This is a genomic window from Nostoc sp. LEGE 06077, from assembly GCF_015207705.1.
In the GTDB taxonomy this organism is placed as follows: Bacteria; Cyanobacteriota; Cyanobacteriia; order Cyanobacteriales; family Nostocaceae; genus Nostoc_B.
Genome location: NZ_JADEWI010000057.1, coordinates 15,598 through 40,639, shown reverse-complemented (window position 1 = coordinate 40,639; position 25,042 = coordinate 15,598). Strand labels below are relative to the sequence as shown.

The window sequence follows — 25,042 nt, the reverse complement described above, 5'->3', positions numbered from 1 at the left end:
CCGGATGCACACCACACAGCCGTTTGAATTCTTCTGGTTTGAGGTTCTTTACCTTTTCGTAGCTCATAGATGTCAAGAAAGCTCTCAGCTACTTTTCCCACGCTCATGGGACTTTTGCAAGAGGTCTACTGTAGATCCTGACCTTGATATAGAATATGTGGCAAGGTTATTGACTAATACAGGTATGCGGAGTGCGCCAGTCATCCGAGGCGAATTATTTGGGATGATTTCTATCAGCGATATTATTACTAAGGGTGACTTTGTAGAGAAACCCAAATTACTATTCTTGCAAAAAGAGATATATAAAGCTGTCTCTAATGCACGGGCAATTTCTGCGAACTATGGCTCAGATTCTAAACGCACAATTGAAGCTTGGGATTTCGTAGATGAACTAGAAGCTGAAGCAGGTTTTTACGGCGCAACCAAGCAAGATAAATCTTCTAGAGAACTATTCTCTGAAGAAACTAAATATATGGCAACTAGTGAACAGTCTAATCAGACAGTCAATGCTGTCTAAGTGTGAATTCAGAGGAGTTTATCCAACTCGATAGATAGCATTTCTAAAGAGTTTTTTGATAATGGTGGGCATTGTCCACCATTACCTTTTATTAGTAACTTAACGTAATTCGACAAGTCTATTTACCTCTCCCCCAGCCCCTCTCCGACGCGGAGAGGGGAGCCAAAACCTTAATTTGTATTTGTATTACTCCTCCCTCGCCTTTTAAGAGAGGGAGGTTGGGAGGGAGATGTTCATCGAAGCCATATTAACTTGAGGCGATTTATGAAGCAACAAAGTCAGCAAGGTTTGAGTAAAACAACTTGTGAATGGTTGATAGCCAACAACTATAACCCAGAAGAATTGAATCACAGGGGTGAGAATGGCGATACAGCTTTGATGAAAGCCACGAGGATAGGTAATTATTCCGTTGTTCAAGAATTGATTGGTGTAGGCACGGAGATTAATTCTAGAAATAATGATGGTAATAATGCTTTATGGTTTGCTTGCTTTGGTAATCATTATGAATTAATTAATTTGTTGCTAGAAGTGAAAATTAATATCGATAACCAAAATGATAATGGGGCAACAGTTCTAATGTATGCAGCCTCATCAGGTAAGGCAGAAGTTGTCAAGTTACTTTTACCACATCACCCAAATTTGCAGTTAAAAAATCTAGACGATTACAAAGCTATAGATTTTGCCAGCACGGTCGAAGTTTTAAGGATGCTGAAAGATGCTGGAAAATGATTTATCTAGTAAAAACTTTCATCAAGAAACTAAACATTCCTACCTATCAGTGCAGCTTGCTCCCAATTATGTATACCCTACAACTCAACCATCTGCTTTTAAGCAATATCCCAAATTTTATCGCCGGGTGCAATTAAATCTCAATCATCCAATTCATTCTTTTATTTACTTAACAGGTGCAATCACCCTAGAAAAAGCTTATAAAGATGTAGCCTACAAACTACGTGTAAATCCTTCTGCCGGGGGTCTATATCCTACAGAGATTTATGTACAAATTCGTGGAATGCCTGAAATAGTTGATGGCATCTACCATCTAGAAGTTGAGAATAATTGTCTAACACTCATCTATGAATTAATAGATGATGGCTTAGAAAGTTATATTATACCGAGCAAATGTATCAAGGGAGTCATTTTTTTAATTAGTTGCGTTTATTATAGGTCTAGTTGGAAATATAAAAACAGAAGTCTGAGGTATTGCTTTTTAGATAGCGGACATCAATTGGGTACAATTGCCGCATCAGCTTATCTCCATGACAAAGACATCCAGCTAATTTTCGATTTCGATAAGTTAGCTCTCAATACAGATTTAGGTTTTGAGAATAAAGAGTTTGTCACGGCTTGTGTTGTATGTGGGGAAGTAGAAGAAAAGAATGTCAGGCGTTTAAGGCTGAAAGTTCCTTTTGTTAGCGGCACAGATTATTTTGAAGCTAATCAATTTATCGAAGATGGCTATCAAGTAACTGCCTTAGAAAAGAGTTCTAAACAACAGCTAGAGCATCCTAAATTTGAGTTTGACAAGGATAAATTTTATCAAACTGTTTGGCAGAGACGTTCAAATAGACGTTTCCGGAAACAGTTGATTTCTCAAGAAGATTATTTCAGTATATTGCAACAACTAAAGCAACCGATTCCCACAGAAAGTTGCGAAGCAATAAAAGTTTATTCAGTCGTGCATCGAGTCAAGGGGATATCCCCTGGGTTATATCAAGACAATCATCTGATTAAAAGTGGTGATTTTAGCGAACATACTGGTTATTTAAGCATTAATCAAGCCATCGCTCGTGATTGTGCAGTAACTTTATTTTTTGTGTCCGACTATACAAATTATCAAACCGCTATGCAGCTTGCAGGGTTGTTAGGACACAGAGTTTACCTGAGTAGTAATTACTTGGGGATACAATGTAGCGGAATTGGCGCTTTTTACGACGATGAAACCCAGAGTTTCTTAGAAACAACCAAGGATATCCTCTACGCAATGGCTATTGGCATTTAAGTAGTTTTGTAAGTAGAGATGGTTAGGTGTATGTATTGTTTCAATGATGATTCCGATTTCCACCCAATGCAGCCAACATCGGCAGATATCATTTTACGCCAACAACTAGAGCATTCTATTAGTAGATACTTTTATGAAGCGTGCGATCGCACAATTCAAAATCTTCTTTCTCATTGTCGCTGGTATGTGACAACCGATGCCAGCGCAATGACATTAGTTATTGAATGTACCGACCAAGTTACCAACTGGCGAATATTACAGCAAATCGTACCAATGGGGACATTGCTCCAGTCAATTGTTAGCAGCGCCAAAATTCGCGTTTGTCCCCCCGAAAGCCAAGGTATACCTTTTGAAATGCGGGTAGATGAAATCGCTGTTTATCGTGATATGGCTGGATAAAAGATTCTGTAATTACGACAAATTATTCTGTCTGATAATTGCAACTACCTTCTCAAAAACCAGGTCAGCAGAATGTCTCACAACAGGACTTAACTCCAGTCCAAAGCCAAGATTTGCCGCCTCAATTAAATACACAGTCACATCTTTAGGAAACTCATCCTGAAATATTTTCCGCCCGGCGGCTAGTGCATTATCCCAACGAAAATCATGCAAGTTATAACTGGGTTCCGGTAAAGCTTCCAATTCTTTGCCCGGAACCTTAAATATTGCACCCGGTTCGGAATTAGTTGAACTAGCATCAATAATTACTAATTTCTTACTACCTCTAGCTTGAAACATTACCTCCATCCCTGCGGTTCCACAGTCATACACGCGCACACTAGGGTGAGGGTTTTCGGCTAGATATTGTTGTAAGCGTTGGGCAATAATTACCCCAACAGCGTCATCGCAGCGATTGAGATTTCCGCATCCAATAATAGTTAGCATAAATTACTAATGGTGACACTATACTTAAGTTTTAATAGTGCAGCTTGAATAAAAAAGCAGCTTATGTCACAAGAAGATTGGTATAACATTAAAAATTATTATCAAAATCCGTCAATTCCTAATCTATATCTTTCTTTTGAGGTTATGGCTTGGTTGGTAGACCAAATCATTGAATCTAGATTTTCAAACCTATTTTTTCCTTTGCCATCACACCAATCTCTTCATATTCTAATTTTTCATGATTGGCGCAAAATAAGTAAAATGCCTAAAATTACTATTTATCCCAAGCGGAACTGGTTAACATTTCACTACTGTATATTCGATGAATTTAACAAGTATCGGTTCGATGAATATAAAGTTATAGTTGACCAGTCTGATTATCTTGCAGAAACTATGTTCACACTTCTTGAACGCCTTGACAACTGGTATAATAATGTGAATGAATAAAATATAACTATTTTCTTACTTTTATTTGGGATCTTTGCGTTCTATCCTGCCGGTTCGCCGTCAGGCGTTCTCGTAAGAGTAGCCGCTGACGCGTCTATGCGGTTCGATAAAAATTTAGCTTATGATTACATTCAAGCTAAAAAAACTTCTGCAATAAATCTACTATTTAGGTGTCTAAATTGGACACAAACTACTCAATTGACACTGGAAACAAAGCTTAACAGTATCCCCAACACCTTATCGACTGGAGGAATGTTGTACTCTGTTAGCCCAATTGTGACGGTTTGGGATTCTAGTTTGAGAAACTTCCAGCGATCGCCTGATGTAATTGCACCGTAAATTATAGGTATCGGACTATTGTTCATTTCGTTAAACTTCTGGGCCGCAACCATTTCAGCGATACATTGGCCAATGCCCGGATTTAAGTCTGCCTTTTTCGCCTCAACTACTACAAGGGCAGGGGCTTCAATCTCTAATTGTTCTGGAGAACGGCTGATCAAAAAATCACAAACACCGCTTAATCCTAAAGTAGGATCTACTGTAAAATCTGTGCCAGAGAATAAACTAATTTCGTTAGATAAAATATCTTTTAATTCTGAAAGTATAGGAGAGACCAACCACTCACTTCTCGCTTTTTCCGTATTAACTGCCAGAGCTAAATTTAAGCGTTTATTGATAGTTTCTATTAAAAATTCGCTAGGAGTGACAGGTTGAATATCTTGGAGGAAATCAACAGGTTCGATTACCGTCAGCCCAAAATCTTTTTTAACCTTTTTGAGTGTAAAGTCACTGTATGGCATAGCTTCATTCTTAATCCGCTTTGTTGTATTCTTATGTTACAACTTAAAGGCTTTGCCTCATAATATAGACAAAGCCTTGGAATAATTAACAAATAGCCACAATCTAGAACGTTATATTATATTTATCAGCAAGCTCAGATAGCTTTTCATACTGCTGAATTGCCGCTTCTGTGATTAACTTTTTCGCTTCTTCTGGAGGTGTGCCATTTTCGGGAATTGAATACTTAATATAAATGGCCAAAAAATCTGCCATAATTGGCGAACCTACTAAACCGTGGCTATCAGCTTCTTGACCAGCTATTGTAGCTACTAACCCAGCTTTAATTGGGTCTGGTTTCACTTTCATAAACTGATCAATAAGTTGCCAAATATACTCATTTGGGATTAAATTTGCTAACTTAGTTGAATCAGGAGTAAATTCTATACCTGCGGCTTTTGCCTGCTCTAAAACACACCATTCTGTAAATTCTTGTAGGGCTGGTTCGGGGAGTTTGGGAAGATATTTGTGTAGTTCTAAATCAGACACAAGCTTACCTTATAAATTTCATGTTTTTGAAGTGTATTAAGGCAAGCCTAACGTACTGTTCCGCATAGTTTTAGTGTGGTACGCTACGGCTGTTGAATAATATATATAGACTAAGAAGTTTCCTAGAATGCCTACAACATCTTACTAACTGAATTTTTGTGTAAAGGTAATCGATGCTCAAACTATTGCTGCTGAATAGAGTCTGATAGGTTCTAGCAGTGTTTTATAAGGTTAGATTGGTTAAGCAAATAGGTAAATATAGGATGTATGAGCCGTGAGAAGTGGGTAGACACTAGATAGTTATATGAATTATAATTAGGAAACTAACCAACATACGCAAGTAAAATTTTTTTATGCGCTTAAAAAGATGGGAATCTCCCCGCCGAGAAGGGAGAAATGATAAAGGCAAAGGTGGTTCAGCCAGAAAACGGCAACTCAAAAAACAAAGACAAATGCTGAGGCAACGATTAAAGGAAAATAATCACCCAGACAACAGAGACAACAAGAAAAAAGGGGGGGGAATAATTCCTCCCCCTTTTTTTTGGCTAATTCTTGTAAGTTGAATCAATTGGTTGTTCCTAAACGCGCATAAACCAATAAAAAGAGATATGAGGCGCTTTGCTTAACACTCTGACCACTATAAATAATAATTGCGAGAAGCTAGGAAATTCTGCCCATACTGTCATACAATTCTTCTAAATTGCCTTGTTTTTGTATTTGATGTTGCTTTCGAGATCTAGGTTGAATTTTACAAGGTTAAATTCTTTTAATCATAAAAAAATATTATTAATTAATTCATTCAAGTCTATTAATTCAAATATATTTAACTGTACTAAATCCTCTATTAGAGGGTTGACAGATAAAATTTGGCTAAATTTACAAGAAAATTTTATGAAACCAGATACTATTACGTAAGGGTAATTAAGTAGTAATGTAATGTTTAGATAAACCAATCCTTAGAAGAATATAAAGTAAATATAAAGTTTGACATCTTCGTGTAATAAACTTTAAGTTAAACAAGTAAGCTAATTTACGATTGTATTTTTTAAAAAACATAGAACTCAGCAAACAGTAAAATTGCTGAAAAACTATTTTACAATCATGTGTTCTCTTGTAAGAATGCTACAAGCTCAGAAAAGAGCCAAGATTCATCTAATTGGCTTATTTAAATATGCAGAGTGCCTATAGGTAATCTGTTGCTATTTATCTTTGACACAAGGAGTGAGCTATGGTAGCAGAAGTGTTTCTGCCTACTCAAAAAGTACTTGATTTCCCTATTACTGCTTTACGCTTTGAGGATCAGATACAAACAATTATAAAGTGGGCGATCGCTCACGAAAGCAAAACTGTATGTGTAGCTAATGTACACATGCTAATGGAAGCACACTGGAATCCAGATTTTGCTAAAGTACTAAAAAATTCAGATATGGTAACACCTGATGGTATGCCACTAGTCTGGATGATGCGGCGAATGGGATCTCGTTACCAAGATCGTGTAGCGGGGATGGATATATTTGTTGAGACATGTCACTACGCACAAACCCATAATCTGAGTGTTTTCTTTGTTGGCTCGCAAACTGAGATCCTTACAAAAATACAAGCAAGATTAGGACAAGAATTTCCTCAACTGAAAATAGCGGGAATGGAACCCTTACCCTTCCGTCCACTGATGGAAACTGAAGACCAAGTTTTGATCAATAAAATTAATTCCAGTGGTGCGGGTGTAGTGTGGGTATCCCTAGGGTGTCCCAAACAAGAAAAATGGATGGCACAACACAAGGGTAAAATTCGCGCAGTCATGGTTGGCGTAGGTGGCGTTTTCCCTGTGTATGCGGGAATTCAAAAGCGTGCGCCCCGTGTAATCAGAGACTTAGGTCTAGAATGGCTATATCGTTGGGTTCAAGAACCGCGACGACTTTGGCGACGCTATGCAACAACAATACCTGCTTTTATGTGGCTGGCGGCTAAACAACTAATTTCATCAAGTCGCCTTCCCCGAGTCTTCCTGAGTGAAAGTAATGATTAAAACCAGTAAATAAAGAATAATGTTTGTTTACAAAAACTAGTAATGTATATTCTATGTAGTAGCCATTTACGTGTTTTCAACAAGAGTAGAAATGTCACAGGTTAATGTGACACTTTTTCCATAAGAGTAAAAGTATCACAATTTAATTTATATCCTGTAAATCCTGTAATGGAACCACCAAAACAATATTCAAACTTACGACAGCAAGCAATTAAGGGGGTAATTTGGACTGCCATTGATATTTGGGGACGCCAGGTAATTTCTTTTGGTGTTTTCTTTATTCTTGCCCGTATATTAGGGCCAAAAGCATTTGGTTTGATCGCTCTATCTAGTTTATTACTGAATTTATTACAAGTTTTTCTTGATCAGGGATTTTCACAAGCTATCATCCAGCGTGAAAAATTAGAACCAGAACATTTAGATACAGCTTTCTGGACTAATTTAGGTATTAGCGGAATATTAACAATACTGACTATTGCTTGCTCTAGTTTAGTTGCTAACTTATTCAAAGAGCCGCAACTAGCATCAATAATTTGCTGGTTGTCACTTAACCTTTTACTAAATGCTTTTAACAGTGTTCAAGACACAATTTTTCAGCGTCAATTAGCTTTCAAAATTCTGGCTACGCGATCGCTAGTAACAACAGTAACGGGCGGTGTAGTAGGAATAACTATGTCGTTTATGGGATATGGAGTTTGGAGTCTTGTTGGTCAACAGTTATCCATTAGTTTAGTAAGGATTTTAATAATATGGAAAATTAGTGAATGGCGACCAAAATTCAGATTTTCGCCAAGACACTTCAAAGAACTATTTTCCTTTGGAGTGAATATAATGGGTATAAGTTTATTTAACTTCTTTACTCGTCGTTCTGATGACTTTTTAATTGGGTATTTCTTAGGTTCTACAGCCTTAGGGTATTACACTGTTGCATATCGTATATTGTCAATATTGACAGATTTATTAACTAGCGTTATTTCCAAAGTTTCTCTGCCAACATTTGCCAGATTACAGCAGGAACCAGAAAGATTAAAAAATGCACTTTATCAAGCTATAGAGTTAAGTAGTTTAATTACTTTTCCAGGATTTTTGGCTACAGTAGCTTTAGCGCCAGAAATAGTGCAAGTTGTCTTCGGAGACAAATGGACACCAAGTATCCCAGTCATTCAAGTTCTTAACCTAATTGGGATTTTATACGCTTATTTCTATTTTAATGGCTCTGTAATTATGGCGTTGGGAAAGCCTTCATGGAAACTCGCATTAGATGGTGTACAAGCTATCTGCAATGTTATATCTTTTGCTATAGCTGTGCAGTGGGGGATTGTAGCTGTTGCCGCAGCTTATGTAATTAGAGCTTACTTAATGTCGCCTGTTACAATTTGGGTTGTTTGGAAGCTAATTCGGATTGATGTGCCGACTTATCTGCGTCAAGGTGCGGCTCCCTTAGCTGCAACAGGAATTATGTTGTTAGCTATTTTTGGTATCAAATATTTTTTGAGTCACTTAATAAGTTATTCTGCAATATTAGCTCTTGCCACATTAGTAGGTTTAGCAGTTTACGTATTGTCAATTTTCTTAATTGCACCAAAACTTTTTTGGCGAGTAATAAATATTGCTCGTTAGTTTACATACAGAGGATATAAAACAAAAATTAAGGAGTTGTTCAATGTCTAATTTATTCTCAAATATTACTTCAAATTTGAATAATATCAAAGATTCTACATCTATTAACTATGGTGTCAAACATTGGATATTAAATCTGAAGCAGCGTATAAAATTTAGAGAACGTATTAGAATTAAATGGACAAATATTCAATATCAGCTAAAACTGGTTAAAATTTTGCCTCTAGTATTAGCTGTACCAAAATTAGCGTACAATTATGCTTATGACTTTAAAAGATTTATTGATACAGCAGTAGTTAATCCAAATGTTGTTAATCAAATTCAACTAAAGTCTTTAATTACGATGGACTATCATCGTCTTGAAAAAGGCCTTGCTCTCAAAGAACCGAGAATTGGTTTTGGATCTGAGATTATTAAAAGACTCATATCTAATCTATGGATATATCACAAAAAATATGGTTTAGATGAAACCGGACAAATTGCAATTAATGTTTTATGTAGCTACCATAACTTTAGTATTAAAAATGGCTTAAATAACGCTCAACTTCATCAAGAAATACTTGCTTTAAAAGAAGTAAATAATGAAAAAAATTGTACTAATCAAGGTGGCGTTCTAGAAGTTACAAAGCAGCAGATAAATGAAGCTACTTACATAAATTTTCAAGCTTTTGTCAATTCTAGATACAGCATTAGACATTTTGCACCTATAGATGTTGAAATGTACTTAATTGAACAAGCAGTAGAAATGGCTCAAAAAACACCTTCTGTTTGTAATCGTCAATCATCTAAGCTGCATGTATTTAGCAGTGAAGAAGATAAGAAAGCAGTTCTTATCTGTCAAAATGGCAACCGTGGTTTTGGCGATCAAGCAAGTAAAGTGCTAATTGTAACGTCTGATTTGCAATACTTTATCTCTACAGGAGAAAGAAATCAAGGTTGGATAGATGGCGGTATGTTTGCTATGTCTTTGATATATGCTCTTCATTCATTAGGTTTAGGTACTTGTTGTTTGAATTGGAGCGTTGAGTTTCAGATAGACGAAAAGCTTAGAAACATTTCGGGAATTAAAGATTCGGAACTAATAATAATGATGATAGCAGTTGGTCATTTACCTACAAAGCTGAAAGTAGCGCAATCACCTCGAAAAAAACTTCACGATGTGATGATTGTTCATTAACTAAGCAATCTTATTTGATTTACACAGTCTTGGTGGAGTCAGGGAATATGAATTATGGATTTCTCAAGGTTAGATATTTTGTATTGTGTCATTTTTTGACTATTTCAGCAGATACTTAAATCCTGAACCAACCAATCCACGTTAAACAATTGATCAACTATTTTCCAGATTCTAAAAAAACTATCCTTGAAAGGAAATAGAAAGTCGATTTGTTTGTGACTCATTTATTAATGCTATATGGCTACTTGATATTGAATACTTGAACTTGAATAGAGATAGAAACTATCATGAACGCAATTATTACAGGGATCACAGGATTACGCAATCGCGGAGTTGAAGCGTTGGTTGTACCAATCATTGAGCAGTTACATCAACGCCGTCCTGATTTAGCCATAGATGTATTGAGTTGTTCGCCTGAGTATGACGAAATTAGATTGCAACCATTAGGTGTGAAGCCAATTCATGACTATTTAAGAAGTAATAATTCGAGACGGCTACAAAAATTACAAACTAATCTTTCTCACTTTCACAAGCCTTTATCGCCTGGCTACCAATCTAATTTAGAAAAGATTCGCAAAGCATCAATTGTAATTGCTTCAGGGGGAGATGTATTTAGTTCAGATTATGGCGCACTAAAACGCCATTTGTTGCCATTAGAGTTGGCGTTAAATGCTGACGTACCTGTTGTTTTTCTTGCTCAATCAATTGGACCATTCAAAACTACAGACGAAGCGGAAGCATGGTTAAAAGTTGCTCGTCGTTCTAAGTTAGTTACAGTTCGAGAACGACTTTCTTACAATTATGTCACTAAAGATTTAGGTTTAGATCCTTCACTAGTAAAGCATACTGCCGATCCAGCCTTTTTGCTAAGACCACCATCTCAAGAAATAGTAGCTAAAATGCTCATTAATTATGGGATTGAACTAGATAGACCTAAAATTGCGATCGCACCAAGTCAAGCTATTTGCCGTTACGCTGTCCAAGATTACGAAAAGCACATTGATGTTTGGTCTAAGGTAGTCAAGCTCATGGTTAATGAATTTGAGGCGCAAGTATTAATAATTCCTCATGTCCAAGAAATTAATCCCAATAATAATGATTTGCTTTTTGCGACACAACTACTAAAAGCCCTTGACTATAATCCACAGGTTCGACTTGCAGGTGCAGATCATACTGCATCAGAGTTTAAAGGCTTAATTGGTGCTTGCGATATGGTGGTAGCAGAAAGAATGCACCCTGCGATCGCAGGGCTTTCCAGTGGAGTTTGTACTATGCCAGTTGGCTATTCAGTTAAAGCCGAAGGGATTATGACTGATTTACTAGGATCTGAAGCATTACACGATGGATTACTTATTTCGATTCAACAGTTTTTGAATGTTGATATAGCTTGTGAAGCGATCATTAACTCTTGGAAAAAACGTCATGAGGTGGTAAATCAACTTAGTCAGATTCTACCACAAGCTAAACAAGCAGCAGCCTTTAACTTTGATATGGTTTTTGATTGCTTAGAACAGAAAGATAATAAATAAAAAATCATCGTACAGGTATATCCCTAAAATTGTCTCCTTGTACACTTGGCTGACAATCTGATTTAAATTACATACAATTGAGCAACAAATAATATATGAAACGGATAAAAGTAATTTTTGCTCCTACAGTGAATGATGATAATCCTTATTTAAGTCAACTAATAGCTAATCTACAAAAAATTAATATTCAAGTTGAAACTATATCTAGTAATTCTTTCTTTTTGTCGGCTGTAATTTCTCATTGGAAACCGGATATTGTACATTTTCACTGGCTAGATCCATTATTTCAGGTACCAAACAGAAACAAATTCAAGTCTATTTTAAAGTTACTAAGTTTCATAGTACAACTCATAATCTTAAAAATTTCTGGCGTAAAAATTGTTTGGACTGTACACAATCTTAAGAATCACGAAAATTTAAATTTGTTTTTAGACCGTATCAGTAGTTTTATGGTATTCAGGTTGGCCAAAGCTATTATTACGCATTGTAATGCAGCGAAAGAAGAGTTTTTAGAAGTTTTTTCTGGAACAAACACAGATAAGATTTTTGTTATTCCTCATGGTAACTACGTAGACTCTTACGAAAATAAAATTGAAAAACCAATCGCACGAGAAAAACTATGTTTAAAACAATCTGGAACTATTTTTTTATTTCTTGGCTTAATCCGACCCTACAAAGGAGTCTTTGAACTAATAGATACGTTCAAGCAATTAGATAATGACGAAGCTCAACTGGTTATTGCTGGCAAGATTTATCGAGATAGTCCTGAAATAGCAGAAGCACTTATACAAAAGATTTCTGATGACAAAAGAATTAAACTAATTCCAGGTTTTGTTCCATCAGAGGAGGTTCAATTTTATATGAATGCTTGCGATATAGTTATTTTTCCATACCGAGATGTATTGACATCGGGTGCAGTACTTCTAGCAATGTCTTTTGGTAAAGCTTGTATTGCACCGCGCAAGGGTTGTATAGGAGAAGCTCTTGATGACACCGGTGCATTTTTATACAAAATAGATGATGAAAGTGGCTTAATACAAGCAATGAAATCTGCATTATGTAAACACTCTGAGTTATCATTTATGGGGCAGCATAATCGATATCTAGCGGAAAAGTATAACTGGAAACATGTTGCCGAGATGACAGATGATGTTTACCGCTCTTGTCTATAAAATTTTGTTGTTAAGTACCGATTAAAAATAAATTAGTCATCATATCTGATTTTTGAATGATAATGACGTTGATATGCCTGGGTATAAATTAGCCAAAACTCCATCAAGAGCGATATGGAAAAAGATAGTATCCTTAATACATCTCACTTATCAATTCCTTTTGTATCAGTATTAATTCCTGTTTTCAATGATACTGAACGATTAATAATTTGTTTGAAAGCTTTAGAAAAGCAAACCTATCCTCAAGAATTATATGAAGTAGTAGTAATTGATAATGGTTCTGAAGAGAGTATAAAAGATGCGATTTGTCCATTTAAGCAAGTGCAAGCTACTTGTGAAGCTCGACCTGGTTCTTATGCAGCGCGTAACAAAGGAATATCAATAGCTAAAGGAAAAATTATTGCTTTTACTGATTCAGATTGTATTCCTACCTCAGATTGGATTGAGAAAGGTGTAAGTAATCTTTTAAATACGGCTAATTGTGGATTAGTAGCTGGTCGGATAGACTTTTTTTTCAAAAATACAGATCGATTAACTCCAGTAGAGCTTTACGAAAGTATTGAATTTCCTTTCGATCAAGAATTAAATGTAAAGGACAAACATTTTGGAGTAACTGCAAATCTTTTCACTTTCAAGCATGTAATAGATAAAGTCGGGGTGTTTGATGAAGAATTAAAATCTGGTGGCGATAGCCAATGGGGTAAACGAGTTTTTCAAGCTGGTTATCAACAAATTTATGCAGATGATGTTTGTGTAAAACATCCTGCAAGAAACTCTTATGCCCAACTTTATAAACGTATGGCTCGTTTTATTGGTGGCAAGCATGATTTAATGATGAGACAACATCCTTCAAGGGTTGAAATGACTAAAGATTTATTAAGTAATTTCATTCCACCTTTTAGAATTTTTTACAGAATCTGGAAAAATAAAAAATTAGATACAATTCGCAAAAAAAAACAATTTACTGCTGTAGTATTTTTCATTAGATATGTAGTTATCATTGAAAAAATACGGCTTTATTTTGGTGGTGTTTCACGAAGAGATTAGGTCTAATCATAAATATATTTAAAAATACAAAAACTTCTAATTTAAAAAAATATAGTGAATATGAAAGGACAAATATGTGTAGATGACAATTACCCTTTAGTTAGCATTGTAATAGGTAATTATAATTATGATCGCTTTATTAATCAGGCAATAGATAGCGCTCTTAATCAAACATACACAAATATTGAAATTATAGTTGTAGATGATGGTTCTCAAGATAATTCAAGAGAAATCATTAAAGGTTATGGTGATAAAATAATTCCTATTTTTAAAGAAAATGGTGGACAACCGTCTGTTTATAACATTGCTTTTGCTATTAGCAAAGGCGAAATTATTTGTTTTTTAGATTCTGATGATATTTTTCTTCCCAACAAAGTAGAAGAAATTGTTAATATTTTTAAGTCTTATAAACAAATTGGTTGGTGTTTCCATAGTTTACAATTAACTGATAAAAAAGGTAATTATCTAAATATAACTACGGCAAAAAATTTTATCTTTGGTGAAAGTGATTTTCGAGCAAAAATTAAATCAGGCCGTATTCCACCTTACATTCCTACTTCGTCTGCTTTATCTTTTAGAAGATCACTATTAGAGCAAATTCTTCCTATGCCTACCAGCAAGGAAATTACAGCCAGTGACTATTATGTCAAGTTTATGGCTGTAGCACTTGAAAAAGGATTTATGCTGCATAAAAATTTAACATACCAGCGGATACACGATAACAATGCAGCTACGCTAAGAAAAGACAAATTACACATGAAAGCTAGGGAATATTTATTCACTGGTAAGTGGATAAGACAAGAATTGCCGCAATTTGAAAAATTTGCTAACAAGTTGCTTTCTTTCGCAATATATATGAACTGGAGCAGTGGTAATACTGATATAGTAAATATTCAGGGTATTAGAATGTATTTAGATTCCAATTCAATCTTAGACAAAATTAATATTTACTCAAGAGCAGTATATTACTATCTATCATCGTTAACAAAGTAAATAGTATTTTAATATCATGCTTAATCCCAACCTGATCATATTTACTGGTCGCCTACTGCCTAAATCTGAAACTTTTATACGTTCTCAAGGAGAGAGTTTATGTAATTTCACTCCTCATTATGTGGGCGCAAGGTCGGTTAAAGGTTTAACACTACCTACAGAACGTAGTTTCGTTATTAATCAAGGTAGTTTAGTTGGCTCTGTACAGGAAATTATTTTTAAGTTATCTGGTTTTTCACCAAAGTTATATCACCAAATTAAAAAACTGAACCCTGTTTTACTTCATGCTCATTTTGGAGTTTGTGGAGCCTTAGCTCTCCCATTGATAAAAGCTTTAAATTTACCTATGGTTGTTACCTTTCATGGTCTTGATGCTACTATGAAGGATGAGTATGCTAGGCGTGAATCGATTAGTAGTAGAGTTTATCTAAAACGCCGAGAAGAACTCAAACAAGACACAGAATTGTTTATTACTGTATCCGAGTTTCTAAAATCAGAGCTTGTTCACCAAGGTTTTCCACCTGAAAAGATATTGGTGCATTACATCGGAGTTGATACAGAACTCTTTAAACCTTCGCCAATGGTTAATCGTGAGCCGATTGTGCTTTTTGTTGGTCGGCTAGTTGAGAAGAAAGGCTGTGAGTACTTGATAAAAGCTATGGAGAGAGTACAGGCAACAAAACCTGAAATAAGTTTGGTAGTCATTGGTGACGGTATTCTTCGCAATTCCTTGGAAAATTTAGCCAAGTCATCACTAAAAAACTATCGTTTTCTAGGATCTCAACCGTCAGAGGTGGTTAAACATTGGATGCAAGTAGCAAAAATATTCTGTGTTCCTAGTATTAGAGCAGAGTCTGGTGATTGTGAAAGTTTTGGAATAGTTTTTGCTGAAGCTCAAGCTATGGGTTTACCAGTAGTTAGCTTTGCTAGTGGTGGAATTCCTGAAGCAGTATCACACCAGAAAACTGGCTTCTTAGCTGCTGAACGCGATGTTCATAGCTTGGCTGACTACATTTTGCACCTATCCAAGAATAATGAACTCTGGCAAAGATTTAGTCATAATGGTCGGCAAAGAGTTGAAGGTCTTTTTAACCTTGATAAACAGACAAAGGCTTTAGAGGAAATATATAAAGGAGTTATAAATGATTTCTCCTAAATAATAACATAATATTTTCACTAAGATTATTTTAATCTAAATTACCAATTTTTTTAAATTTCAATATTTAGCTAAATCTGCAAAAACTAGTAAGCTTACTTATGAATAATCTTTCACAGCTAACAATTTTAGTAAATAGTACAGACAGTTTTGAAGATTGCTGGCAGCCTTTTTTCCAGCTTTTTTCTATTTATTGGCCAAATTGTCCATATCCTATTATTCTCAATACGGAGACAAAAACCTTTTCTTATCCAGGGTTAAATATTCAGTGTTCGCAAATTGGGCTAGATAAACCAAGCACTAAATTAAGTTGGAGTGATTGCTTAATTCGTTGTTTAGACAAAATTAAGACAAAGTATGTACTTTATTTACAAGAAGATTATTTTATCAATGATTATGTCAATACAGATCTGATTAATGATTTTCTCCAAATTATGGAGCATGAAGAGTGTTCCCATATTCGATTAATGGAAATTGTTGGTAATAGAAACGAACCATACCAAAAGTTATCTAAATACCCTTTACTTTGGGAGTTGCGACAAAAATGTAACTATCGCATTAGTTTACAGGCTGGTATTTGGGTCAAAGATAGATTGAGGTTTTATTTAAAACCAGAAGAGTCTGGTTGGGAATTTGAACGCTGGGGTTCGATTAGAGCTAGTAAGGAAGCAGATAAATTTTACTGCCAAAGTCTTGATTACTTTAATCGCCAAAATAAATTTATTATTCCCTATAGTTTAACGGGAATTGTTAGAGGTAAGTGGTTAGAAGAAGCGGTAGTTGATTTGTTTCAAAAACACGATATTAAGGTTGATTACTCAGTTCGTGGTTTTTACCGTTTAAATCAACGACAACAATTGCTCCAAAGCATCAGAAAAGCTAGCCGTAAATTGTTTGTAGAAATTTTTTCCTAACTGGACATCCTGTAAAGGTAGTAATTGATATTACTCTCCATAAATAAAACAATAGTCAATTAACAAGATGCAAAAATTTTCTCAGGGGAGTCATTAATTCATGAAAGTTCTTGTGTCTGCCTACGCATGTAGACCACACATGGGTTCCGATCCTGGTATCGGCTGGAATACAATTAACGAACTAGCAAAAAAACATCAAGTCTGGGTTTTAACCCGTAAAGATAACTATCCGTTTATTGAAGCTGAAATCAAACAAGAATCAATACCTGAATTAGAATTTATCTATTTTGATTTACCTGGGGCTGAACACTGGAAAAAAGGTTCTGGACTAATCATCTATTTGCATTATTATCTGTGGCAAATACAAGCATATTTTGTGGGACGAAAACTACATAATAATATTGCTTTTGATGTTATTCACCATGTATCTTATGTGACGTATAATTATCCCAGCTTTTTATCTTTGTTACCAATTCCTTTCATCTGGGGGCCAGTTGGGGGCGGAGAATCAGCACCAAATGCTTTTTGGCAACATTTCCATTTGCGGGGCAAAACTTACGAACTATTAAGAAACTTGATGCGCTGGACTAGAGAACACGACCCTTTTGTGCGTCTTACAGCCAAGAGAAGCATTCTCGCCTGGGGTATGACTCAGGATACAGCAAGAAGATTGAAAAATTTAGGTGCTGACAATGTAAAGGTTTTTTCTCCTATAGGTTTACCCCAACAGGAGATAGAGTGCCTTGCTCAATCCTTAGTACCCAAAACTTCCCCAGTGATATTTATAAGTATTGGTAGATTGTTGCACTGGAAAGGGTTTTATTTAGGTTTGAGAGCTTTCGCCCAAGCAAATCTAACAGATGCTGAATATTGGATTATTGGAGATGGGCCAGAACTTAAATATCTGCAAGCTCTGGTGGAAAAATTGGGTATTACGCAGCAAGTTAAGTTTTGGGGTAAGCTGCCAAGAGAGAAAATTTTTCAATTATTAGGAGAATCTCATGTGCTAGTTCATCCGAGTTTACATGAGTCAGGTGGATTTGTTTGTATGGAAGCAATGGCAGCAGGTAGACCAGTGATTTGTCTTGATTTAGGAGGACCTGCTTTGCAGGTGACAGAAGATACAGGTTTTAAGGTTTCTGCTCATACTCCCGAACAAACTGTAAATGACTTAGCAGCGGCCATGAGTTGTTTGGCTCAGAATGCCGAATTACGTTTGCGGATGGGAAACTTGGCTCGCAAGTTGGCAAGGGAAAACTTTTCTTGGGAGGCGAAAGGTCAGATTCTAGCTCAAACTTACGAAGAAATTTTGAATTCTCCAGAGAGTTTGACATCTTCAAGTGCGATTCAGCATTGAATTCCTAAATTATGCATATTCTCAGTATTCATAACAACTATCAAATTCGTGGCGGCGAAGATGAATCTCGTGAGGCTGAAGAAAAACTCTTACGAGAAATGGGTAATGTCGTTGATGTGTATCAAGAACACAATGATCGAGTTCCATCTATTGGCGCTGTCCCAATGGCATTGAGATCTATCTGGTCTCAAGAATCATACAACATAGTCAAACAAAAACTTCAGCGATCAAACTGTGACATTGTTCATATTCAGAATTTTTTCCCCTTAATTTCTCCTTCTGTTCACTATGCAGCTAAATCAGCAGGAGTACCTGTAGTCCAAACTCTGCGAAACTATCGCCTATTGTGTCCCAATGGCTTATTTTTCCGTGATGGCCTAGTCTGCGAAGATTGTATGGGGAAGTTTGTCCCTTATCCTGGGGTTTTGCATGGTTGCTATCGAGAAAACCGTCCAGCAACGATCGCTGTAGCCAGTATGTTAACTGCTCATCGGGCCATGCGTACTTGGCTGGAAATGGTAGATGTATACATTTCTTTAACTGAGTTTGCACGACAAAAATTTATTACCGGAGGCTTCCCAGCCGAAAAAATTGTAGTCAAACCTAACTTTGTACATCCTGATCCTGGGATTGGAGATGGTGCTGGTGGTTATGCTCTGTTTGTTGGAAGACTCTCTGTAGAAAAAGGATTGGATACTTTACTGACTGCTTGGAATTATCTGGAAGGGAAAGTTCCTTTGAAAATTATTGGGGAAGGGCCTTTAGCAGATCAGGTGGTGGAATCAGTCAAAAGATTACCCAATGTAGAATGGCTAGGGCGTAAACCAATGTCTGAAGTGCATAAATTGATGGGAGAAGCGATGTTTGTAGTTTTTCCTTCCAAATGGTATGAAACTTTTGGCCGAGTAGCGGTTGAGGCATTTGCTAAGGGTACGCCAGTAATTGCTGCTAATATTGGAGCGATCGCAGAATTAGTAGACTCAGGCCGTACTGGATTGCTTTTCTCACCAGGAAACCCAGAAGATTTAGCCACTAAAGTACAGTGGGCTATTGCTAATCAAGCAGTACTAGCTCAAATGCGTCAAGAAGCTAGAAATGAATTTGAATCTAAGTACACAGCCCAACAGAACTATCATCGAATGATAGCAATTTATGAGTTAGCTGCTAATCGTCGTCTGTTAAAAATTTGATTAATCTAAAATGATAGACAAATTCCTGTTTTTTTTAGTTTAGAAACCCCTATTTAATATTGCATTGAATAATATACCTTCTATTGAATTTATCTTAATATTTAAATTCTTTATAATTACAAAATAATAATTACATCATTCTATGCTCAACAAGACAAGCATTTTTCTTAAAAGTGATACAGAAAAGTCTACAATAGCCGATAAATTTCTCCACTGGTATAGTTGGGTGCTTCTAGGATATGCTCTGTTTGGTAGAGGATTTTCTTACGTTGGAGTAGCTCCTGCCTATATTGGGGAAATTACTCTTGTGTTTGGATTGTTCACTTTAAGTATAAACAAGTCAATACCAAAACTTCTCAAGCTACCTCAAGCTTGGTTGTTAATTACATTTATGGTGTGGTGTTGCCTTAATACCATACCTTATTTTCCTATATATGGCTTAGACTGCATACGCGATGCTGCATTATGGTATTACATATTTTTTGCTCTGATAGTTGCAACGTTACTACTTGGTAAACCACAAAGATTTTTATTTATGGTTAATCAATATGAGCGTTTTTGTAAAATTTTTGTTATTTTAATTCCATTTTTATGGTTAATCTCCAGAACAATACCATTACCTAGTTTGCCTGGCGCTGGAGCGAGAATTATTGGACTCAAACCAGCCGATACCATGACTCATTTATCAGGAATTACTGCCTTTTTTGTTGGGTCTAGTTTGCTAGATTTTCAACCATTATTATTTACTTTCATGTTTTTTGTCAACTTGGGTGTAGTAGCTCTAAATGCAAATCGTTCTGGAACACTTGCTTTTCTCAATGCTTTTCTTATAGTTGGGCTTGCTAAGTATAAAAGTAGTAAAATTTGGCGCATAGTAACTATTACAATTTTGATTATTTTATTGGTTGTAATTATCAACCCAGAAATATTTCAACCATTAATCAACAAAGTTTTAAGCATTTTTATTGATAATAACGATAGACAAGGTTCAAAAGAGTATCGCTTAGAATGGTGGACTTATTTAATTAAAAGTACTATCTCCGAGCATTTTTGGACTGGACGAGGTTTTGGGTTCAACTTGGGAGCAGGTACTGGTTTTGACCCAGTAGGTGGGGGTATTGTGCGTAGTCCTCATAATGGACATATTACGGTACTCTCTCGTACTGGTGTTCCTGGTTTTGTTCTTTGGTTACTGGTTCAACTAAGTTGGGCTGGTAGCATACTAGCTAAATATTTGCAGTGCCGAAAAAAGGGACAGACAAAATGGGCCGGTATATTTTTAACTTTACTGACTTATTGGGTAGCTAGTATGACTGTCACATCATTTGAAGTGATTATTGAAGGCCCTACAGGCGGTATTTGGTTATGGACAATGTATGGTATTGGTTTGGCCGCAATGCAAATATACAAACGTTATCCCCAACTTTTAAATATGGAAATTGACTCTGGACAATAAGTAATTCGTCTGAATATTGAAGAAATTTATTTATGAGATATTTTTCTAATTTAATTTCATGAAATATTCCTAAACTTCACTTTTAAAAAAACTATTCATACTGAACAAATGCTCTATACAACTTCATGATTATGAAAATTCTGATTTCTGCATACGCCTGTGAACCAAGGCAAGGTTCTGAACCAGGAGTAGGTTGGAATTTTGTGAGAGAAATTAGCAAATATCATCAGATATGGGTTTTAACTTCTAACTGTCACCGCCCAGCCATTGAAGCCGAATTAGTACGCAATTCACAACCCAATCTCAACTTTGTTTATTTAGATCCTTTTGGTTTAATTATAGATTGGAGTCAGAAGGGAAAATTCACCCAAAAATGGGTATATATTCACTACTATCTATGGCAAATTAAAGCTTATTTTATTGGGCGATCGCTCCATCATAAAATTGGTTTTGACCTTGTGCATCATGTCACCTACGTCAAATATACTAGTCCAAGTTTTCTTTGTTTATTACCAATTCCTTTTGTCTGGGGGCCTGTTGGCGGAGGAGAATTAACTCCCAAAAATTTTTGGACAAGTTTGAATTTTCGCAGCAAAGTATATGAATTTATTAGAAACACAGCTTGCTTCATAGGAGAGTGTGATCCTTTTGTCCGCTTAACAGCACAACGCAGTATTCTGGCTTGGGCGACAACTGAGGATACAGTTAAAAGGCTGCAATACTTAGGGGCAAAAAATGTTCAAATATATTCTCAGCTGGGTATATCGCCGGAAGAATTAGCGAGTTTTACAGATAAAGCTCCATCTCATCAATCTATTATCAGGTTTATCAGTGTTGGTAGACTGTTGCATTGGAAAGGATTTCATCTAGGACTATTAGCATTTGCAAAAGCAAATATATGTAATTCTGAGTATTGGGTTGTAGGAGAGGGATCGGCGCGAAAACACTTGGAAAAGATCACCCAAGAACTAGGCATTGATCAAAAAGTAAAATTTTGGAGTAGTTTGTCCCGTGATGAAACTATAAGTAAAATAAGAGACTCTCAAGTACTCGTTCACCCAAGCTTACATGACTCTGGGGGATTAGTATGTTTAGAAGCTATGTCCGTAGGTTTACCCGTGATTTGCTTAAATTTAGGAGGGCCAGCACTTCAGGTAACGGAAGAAACTGGTTTTAAAATTCCGGCAAATACACCAGAACAAGCAGTACAAGACATCGCTCAAGCAATGATGTCTTTGGTTGCAGATCCAAAATTGAGATTAAGGATGGGTGAGGCTGGGAAAAAGAGAGTTAAAGATGTTTTTAATTGGGAATTTAAAGGGTTGTTTATGTCTCAATGTTATGCAGAAGTCTGCATATAGTGAAAGATACCTGGATTTTCCCTAATTGTTCTTGCCTGTTTTTATAGACTATTCATATAAAAATAAAGTTCAGATAAATTTTTATTAGTGTATCCCTCAGATCAAAAATTACTACTCCTTAACTTAATAGTATTAATTCATATCCACAAGTTTAGAAAAAAGCATGAAGCTGTTAATTTTACACAATCGCTATCGATTAAGCGGTGGTGAAGATAAAGTAGTTCAGGCAGAAAAAAGCCTGTTAGAAGCTAACGGGCATAATGTGATTTTATTGGAAGAAAATAATCTCAGTATAGTAAATATTTGGGATACATTGGCAGCCGCTGGGGGTGCAATATATTCGCTTGCATCCAAACACCGAGTTCAAGCGGAGATTATACGTTTTTCTCCTGAGATAGTTCATGTACATAATTTTTTTCCTTTACTATCTCCTGCTGTCTATGATGCTTGTTATGGTGCTGGAGTACCTGTTATTCAAACGTTGCATAACTATCGTCTGGCTTGCCCTAAAGCAATGCCATTTCGAGATGGAAAGATTTGTGAAGATTGTATTGGTACATTAATACCTTGGTCTAGTGTTGTGCATGGCTGTTATCGTAACTCTCATATTCAAAGTTCTGTTGTAGCTGCGATGACTACATGGCATAGATTAACAGGTACTTGGCATAAGAGAGTCAACGGTTATATTGTTTTGACTCAATTCCAAAAAGAAAAAATGATTCAAGCTGGACTACCAGCAGAAAAAATTCATGTTAAACCAAATTTTGTTTTTCATCAAAATCCTTTAGAACCCAATAGTCAGCGTGATAATTACTTGCTATTCGTTGGCAGACTATCAGAAGAAAAAGGCGTTTCTGTTCTGATTAATGCTTATATCCACAACAATATATCTACACCATTAAAAATTGTCGGGGATGGCCCACTACGTCAAGTCTTTCAGAAACAAGTTCAACAAGCAGGCTATGCAAATTTAATTGAATTTTTGGGATATCAAGATAAATCAATAGTGATGGAATTAATGCAAAAAGCTAAATTGTTAATTCTTCCTTCAATTTGGTATGAAGGTTTTCCATTAACAATCGTTGAAGCATTTGCTTCTAGTTTACCTGTGATAGTCTCCCAGTTAGGGAGTATGGCAGAAATTGTTGAAGATCAAATCAGTGGATTACACTTTGAAGCTGGCAATTCGCAAGATTTAGCAACTAAAATACAATGGGCAATTAATCATCCTGAATTTATGAATAATTGTGGAAATAACGCTCGTTTTATTTATGAATCTAAATATTCTTCAGCAGTAAATTATAAACAGTTAATGTCTATTTACAATAAGTTTATTTAATAGGTAATTTCTCGTTTAATTGGGTTTGATTTACTTGCTATTATGATTAAAAAATATCATTCTTATTGGTCGAACAAAATAGTACAAAAATGATAAATATTTAGGTAAACGGATAAAACTTTTATCGGCGATCGTAGGAACAATTATCTGTTCATAGCAATATATGATTTTATCCCCAGGATGTTCTATTAATTTTAAATGAAATAGCAGAGATTTTAATTGGCTGTTTGGTGCAGCATTTGAAAGATTACAAGTCAGTTGGAGAATGATTTCCGCGGTGAGATTTTTGACTAAGGCATTACTATCTATCTTTTGTAAAATAAATTCAGGAAGTTGAGCCTCTAAAACATTATGAGCAAGAGAAAGTCCAAGTAGCAACATTCGTGTCATTTTTAGCTTTATAGCAAGCTGCCAAATTTTTTCCCAATTCACATCAGAATGGCTACGTAGTACTTCAGCTAAGTCACAAATTCTATTCAGCCATAGCCAACAGTCTTTTCCTCCTTGTGAACAGAGAATAATGATCAGATTTTCCGCTGAAAAGCTGAGGATTTGTTTACCTATAAAAGAAATTAATTTAGTATCTTCCCATATCCATTTTGAATTATATGGTACTGAAAATTTCTTTGATAAAACTCCTTGGTGAACGTCTAAAGTAACTTGCTCTTTTCGATTAATTAAATGTAGTTCCCAATGAGAACGTAAATAAGCTTCTTGGTCTTGAATATTGAGAGATTTAAGATAAGTGGCTTCTTGTTCACTACTATCTGCGTATGGCTCAAATCCTTTATCTATTAATAGTTGTTTAGTTTTAATAAAGTCTTCTCGATGTACAAGCAGATCCAAATCACCAAAAGCTCGGCGTGATATATCTCCATAAGCTGTGGTGGCTAAGATAGGGCCTTTAAAGGGAATAACAGGAATTTTATGTTCAGCGAAAATATTTAATATATTGACAAGTTTACTAGCCATTAATAGACTATGCTGTGTATTAAGATAATAATATTTTTGTAATGAATTAAAGATGTTACTAGGAATAGATGGAGATTTAAATTTACTCAGGTTAATAAATAATAATGGTATAACTTTGTGGTAAGCAGCAATTTCGATGAGATATGGCCAATTAATTGGTGCTTGTAACAAAGTTTTGATTTGTAGAGACTTTTTTTCGTCTATATCAGTCCGAGAACAGCAAATTAATAATTCTATTTCAGGAGTAAGAGTATTTTGCTGGATATATTTATTTTCTAGGATAACTTTACTCATATAATAAACTTATTAAAGCAATTGATATAAAATTTTATCATAATACTTACAATGTTTATATTGAATATTTTCCCTATTTTACCTCGTGAAATATGGGTTCGAGTCAACGTATTTTTATTTTCTCTAGCTGGAAAACTGAATTAGAATGATGCAGATTAAGTATCTCGTTACATTTAGAAAGAAAAATAGCTAGAATTCATTCTAGCTAAAGTTTTGATAATTAATTTAGATGGCATTTCACGACTCAGAACATTGTGGATGA

22 protein-coding genes and 1 pseudogene are annotated in these 25,042 nt (G+C 35.6%); 19 read left to right on the top strand and 4 right to left on the bottom strand.

Going from position 1 to position 25,042, the window contains the following annotated elements; genetic code table 11:
- Nucleotides 1–130: 130 nt before the first annotated feature.
- The 4 genes and pseudogenes from IQ244_RS25850 to IQ244_RS25835 all read left to right on the top strand — a co-directional run.
- Nucleotides 131–517: pseudogene (locus IQ244_RS25850) on the top strand (CP12 domain-containing protein); the annotation flags it as partial.
- 264 nt (nucleotides 518–781) lie between these two features.
- Nucleotides 782–1,246 (top strand): ankyrin repeat domain-containing protein, encoded by a 465-nt coding sequence (locus IQ244_RS25845; protein ID WP_193899293.1) that lies wholly within the window; start codon nucleotides 782–784, stop codon nucleotides 1,244–1,246.
- Entirely contained in the window at nucleotides 1,233–2,519 is a 1,287-nt protein-coding gene (locus IQ244_RS25840) for a nitroreductase family protein (protein WP_193899291.1), read from the top strand. The genes IQ244_RS25845 and IQ244_RS25840 overlap by 14 nt, the downstream gene beginning before the upstream one ends.
- Before the next feature lie 18 nt (nucleotides 2,520–2,537).
- A complete protein-coding gene (locus IQ244_RS25835) occupies nucleotides 2,538–2,918 on the top strand; it encodes a hypothetical protein (RefSeq protein ID WP_015114174.1) in 381 nt (126 codons plus the stop codon).
- 12 nt (nucleotides 2,919–2,930) lie between these two features.
- Here IQ244_RS25835 and IQ244_RS25830 read toward each other — a convergent pair whose 3' ends face one another.
- Nucleotides 2,931–3,404 (bottom strand): hydrogenase maturation protease, encoded by a 474-nt coding sequence (locus IQ244_RS25830; RefSeq protein WP_193899289.1) that lies wholly within the window; start codon nucleotides 3,402–3,404, stop codon nucleotides 2,931–2,933.
- A 261-nt stretch (nucleotides 3,405–3,665) separates the two neighbouring features.
- Between IQ244_RS25830 and IQ244_RS25825 the strand changes: the two genes are divergently transcribed.
- Nucleotides 3,666–3,851 carry a hypothetical protein gene (locus tag IQ244_RS25825; RefSeq protein ID WP_193899288.1) on the top strand — a complete coding sequence of 62 codons (186 nt, stop codon included), beginning with the start codon at nucleotides 3,666–3,668 and terminating at the stop codon, nucleotides 3,849–3,851.
- 194 nt (nucleotides 3,852–4,045) lie between these two features.
- Here IQ244_RS25825 and IQ244_RS25820 read toward each other — a convergent pair whose 3' ends face one another.
- Together IQ244_RS25820 and IQ244_RS25815 are read right to left on the bottom strand one after the other, a co-directional pair.
- The gene (locus tag IQ244_RS25820; protein WP_193899286.1) at nucleotides 4,046–4,651 is read right to left on the bottom strand and encodes a hypothetical protein; all 606 of its coding nucleotides are present in this window, start codon (nucleotides 4,649–4,651) and stop codon (nucleotides 4,046–4,048) included.
- A gap of 103 nt (nucleotides 4,652–4,754) precedes the next feature.
- Nucleotides 4,755–5,177, bottom strand: coding sequence for a hypothetical protein (locus tag IQ244_RS25815; protein ID WP_193899284.1), 423 nt, complete (start codon nucleotides 5,175–5,177; stop codon nucleotides 4,755–4,757).
- A gap of 1,228 nt (nucleotides 5,178–6,405) precedes the next feature.
- Here IQ244_RS25815 and IQ244_RS25810 point away from each other — a divergent pair.
- From IQ244_RS25810 to IQ244_RS25745, 14 genes are all read left to right on the top strand, one after another.
- Nucleotides 6,406–7,203, top strand: a complete 798-nt coding sequence (locus IQ244_RS25810; protein WP_193899282.1) for a WecB/TagA/CpsF family glycosyltransferase — start codon at nucleotides 6,406–6,408, stop codon at nucleotides 7,201–7,203.
- A gap of 168 nt (nucleotides 7,204–7,371) precedes the next feature.
- A complete protein-coding gene (locus tag IQ244_RS25805; RefSeq protein WP_193899280.1) occupies nucleotides 7,372–8,823 on the top strand; it encodes a lipopolysaccharide biosynthesis protein in 1,452 nt (483 codons plus the stop codon).
- Between the two features lie 43 nt (nucleotides 8,824–8,866).
- A complete protein-coding gene (locus IQ244_RS25800; RefSeq protein WP_228059153.1) occupies nucleotides 8,867–10,000 on the top strand; it encodes a nitroreductase family protein in 1,134 nt (377 codons plus the stop codon).
- 287 nt (nucleotides 10,001–10,287) lie between these two features.
- Nucleotides 10,288–11,529 carry a polysaccharide pyruvyl transferase family protein gene (locus IQ244_RS25795; protein WP_193899278.1) on the top strand — a complete coding sequence of 414 codons (1,242 nt, stop codon included), beginning with the start codon at nucleotides 10,288–10,290 and terminating at the stop codon, nucleotides 11,527–11,529.
- A 95-nt stretch (nucleotides 11,530–11,624) separates the two neighbouring features.
- On the top strand, nucleotides 11,625–12,701 hold the full coding sequence (locus tag IQ244_RS25790) for a glycosyltransferase family 4 protein (protein ID WP_228059152.1): 1,077 nt from the start codon (nucleotides 11,625–11,627) through the stop codon (nucleotides 12,699–12,701).
- 114 nt (nucleotides 12,702–12,815) lie between these two features.
- The gene (locus tag IQ244_RS25785; protein ID WP_193899276.1) at nucleotides 12,816–13,748 is read left to right on the top strand and encodes a glycosyltransferase; all 933 of its coding nucleotides are present in this window, start codon (nucleotides 12,816–12,818) and stop codon (nucleotides 13,746–13,748) included.
- A gap of 60 nt (nucleotides 13,749–13,808) precedes the next feature.
- Nucleotides 13,809–14,741, top strand: a complete 933-nt coding sequence (locus IQ244_RS25780; protein ID WP_193899274.1) for a glycosyltransferase family 2 protein — start codon at nucleotides 13,809–13,811, stop codon at nucleotides 14,739–14,741.
- 16 nt (nucleotides 14,742–14,757) lie between these two features.
- On the top strand, nucleotides 14,758–15,897 hold the full coding sequence (locus tag IQ244_RS25775; RefSeq protein ID WP_193899272.1) for a glycosyltransferase: 1,140 nt from the start codon (nucleotides 14,758–14,760) through the stop codon (nucleotides 15,895–15,897).
- Between the two features lie 101 nt (nucleotides 15,898–15,998).
- A complete protein-coding gene (locus IQ244_RS25770; RefSeq protein ID WP_193899270.1) occupies nucleotides 15,999–16,811 on the top strand; it encodes a hypothetical protein in 813 nt (270 codons plus the stop codon).
- Nucleotides 16,812–16,911: 100 nt separating this feature from the next.
- On the top strand, nucleotides 16,912–18,168 hold the full coding sequence (locus IQ244_RS25765) for a glycosyltransferase family 4 protein (RefSeq protein ID WP_193899268.1): 1,257 nt from the start codon (nucleotides 16,912–16,914) through the stop codon (nucleotides 18,166–18,168).
- Nucleotides 18,169–18,179: 11 nt separating this feature from the next.
- The gene (locus IQ244_RS25760; protein WP_193899266.1) at nucleotides 18,180–19,358 is read left to right on the top strand and encodes a glycosyltransferase family 4 protein; all 1,179 of its coding nucleotides are present in this window, start codon (nucleotides 18,180–18,182) and stop codon (nucleotides 19,356–19,358) included.
- A gap of 142 nt (nucleotides 19,359–19,500) precedes the next feature.
- Nucleotides 19,501–20,814 (top strand): O-antigen ligase family protein, encoded by a 1,314-nt coding sequence (locus IQ244_RS25755; RefSeq protein ID WP_193899264.1) that lies wholly within the window; start codon nucleotides 19,501–19,503, stop codon nucleotides 20,812–20,814.
- A gap of 131 nt (nucleotides 20,815–20,945) precedes the next feature.
- Nucleotides 20,946–22,175, top strand: a complete 1,230-nt coding sequence (locus IQ244_RS25750; protein WP_193899262.1) for a glycosyltransferase family 4 protein — start codon at nucleotides 20,946–20,948, stop codon at nucleotides 22,173–22,175.
- Nucleotides 22,176–22,338: 163 nt separating this feature from the next.
- On the top strand, nucleotides 22,339–23,514 hold the full coding sequence (locus IQ244_RS25745; RefSeq protein ID WP_193899260.1) for a glycosyltransferase family 4 protein: 1,176 nt from the start codon (nucleotides 22,339–22,341) through the stop codon (nucleotides 23,512–23,514).
- Between the two features lie 30 nt (nucleotides 23,515–23,544).
- Here the strand turns inward: IQ244_RS25745 and IQ244_RS25740 are convergent, their stop codons facing one another.
- The gene (locus IQ244_RS25740; RefSeq protein WP_193899258.1) at nucleotides 23,545–24,780 is read right to left on the bottom strand and encodes a nucleotidyltransferase family protein; all 1,236 of its coding nucleotides are present in this window, start codon (nucleotides 24,778–24,780) and stop codon (nucleotides 23,545–23,547) included.
- Between the last annotated feature and the right edge of the window lie 262 nt (nucleotides 24,781–25,042).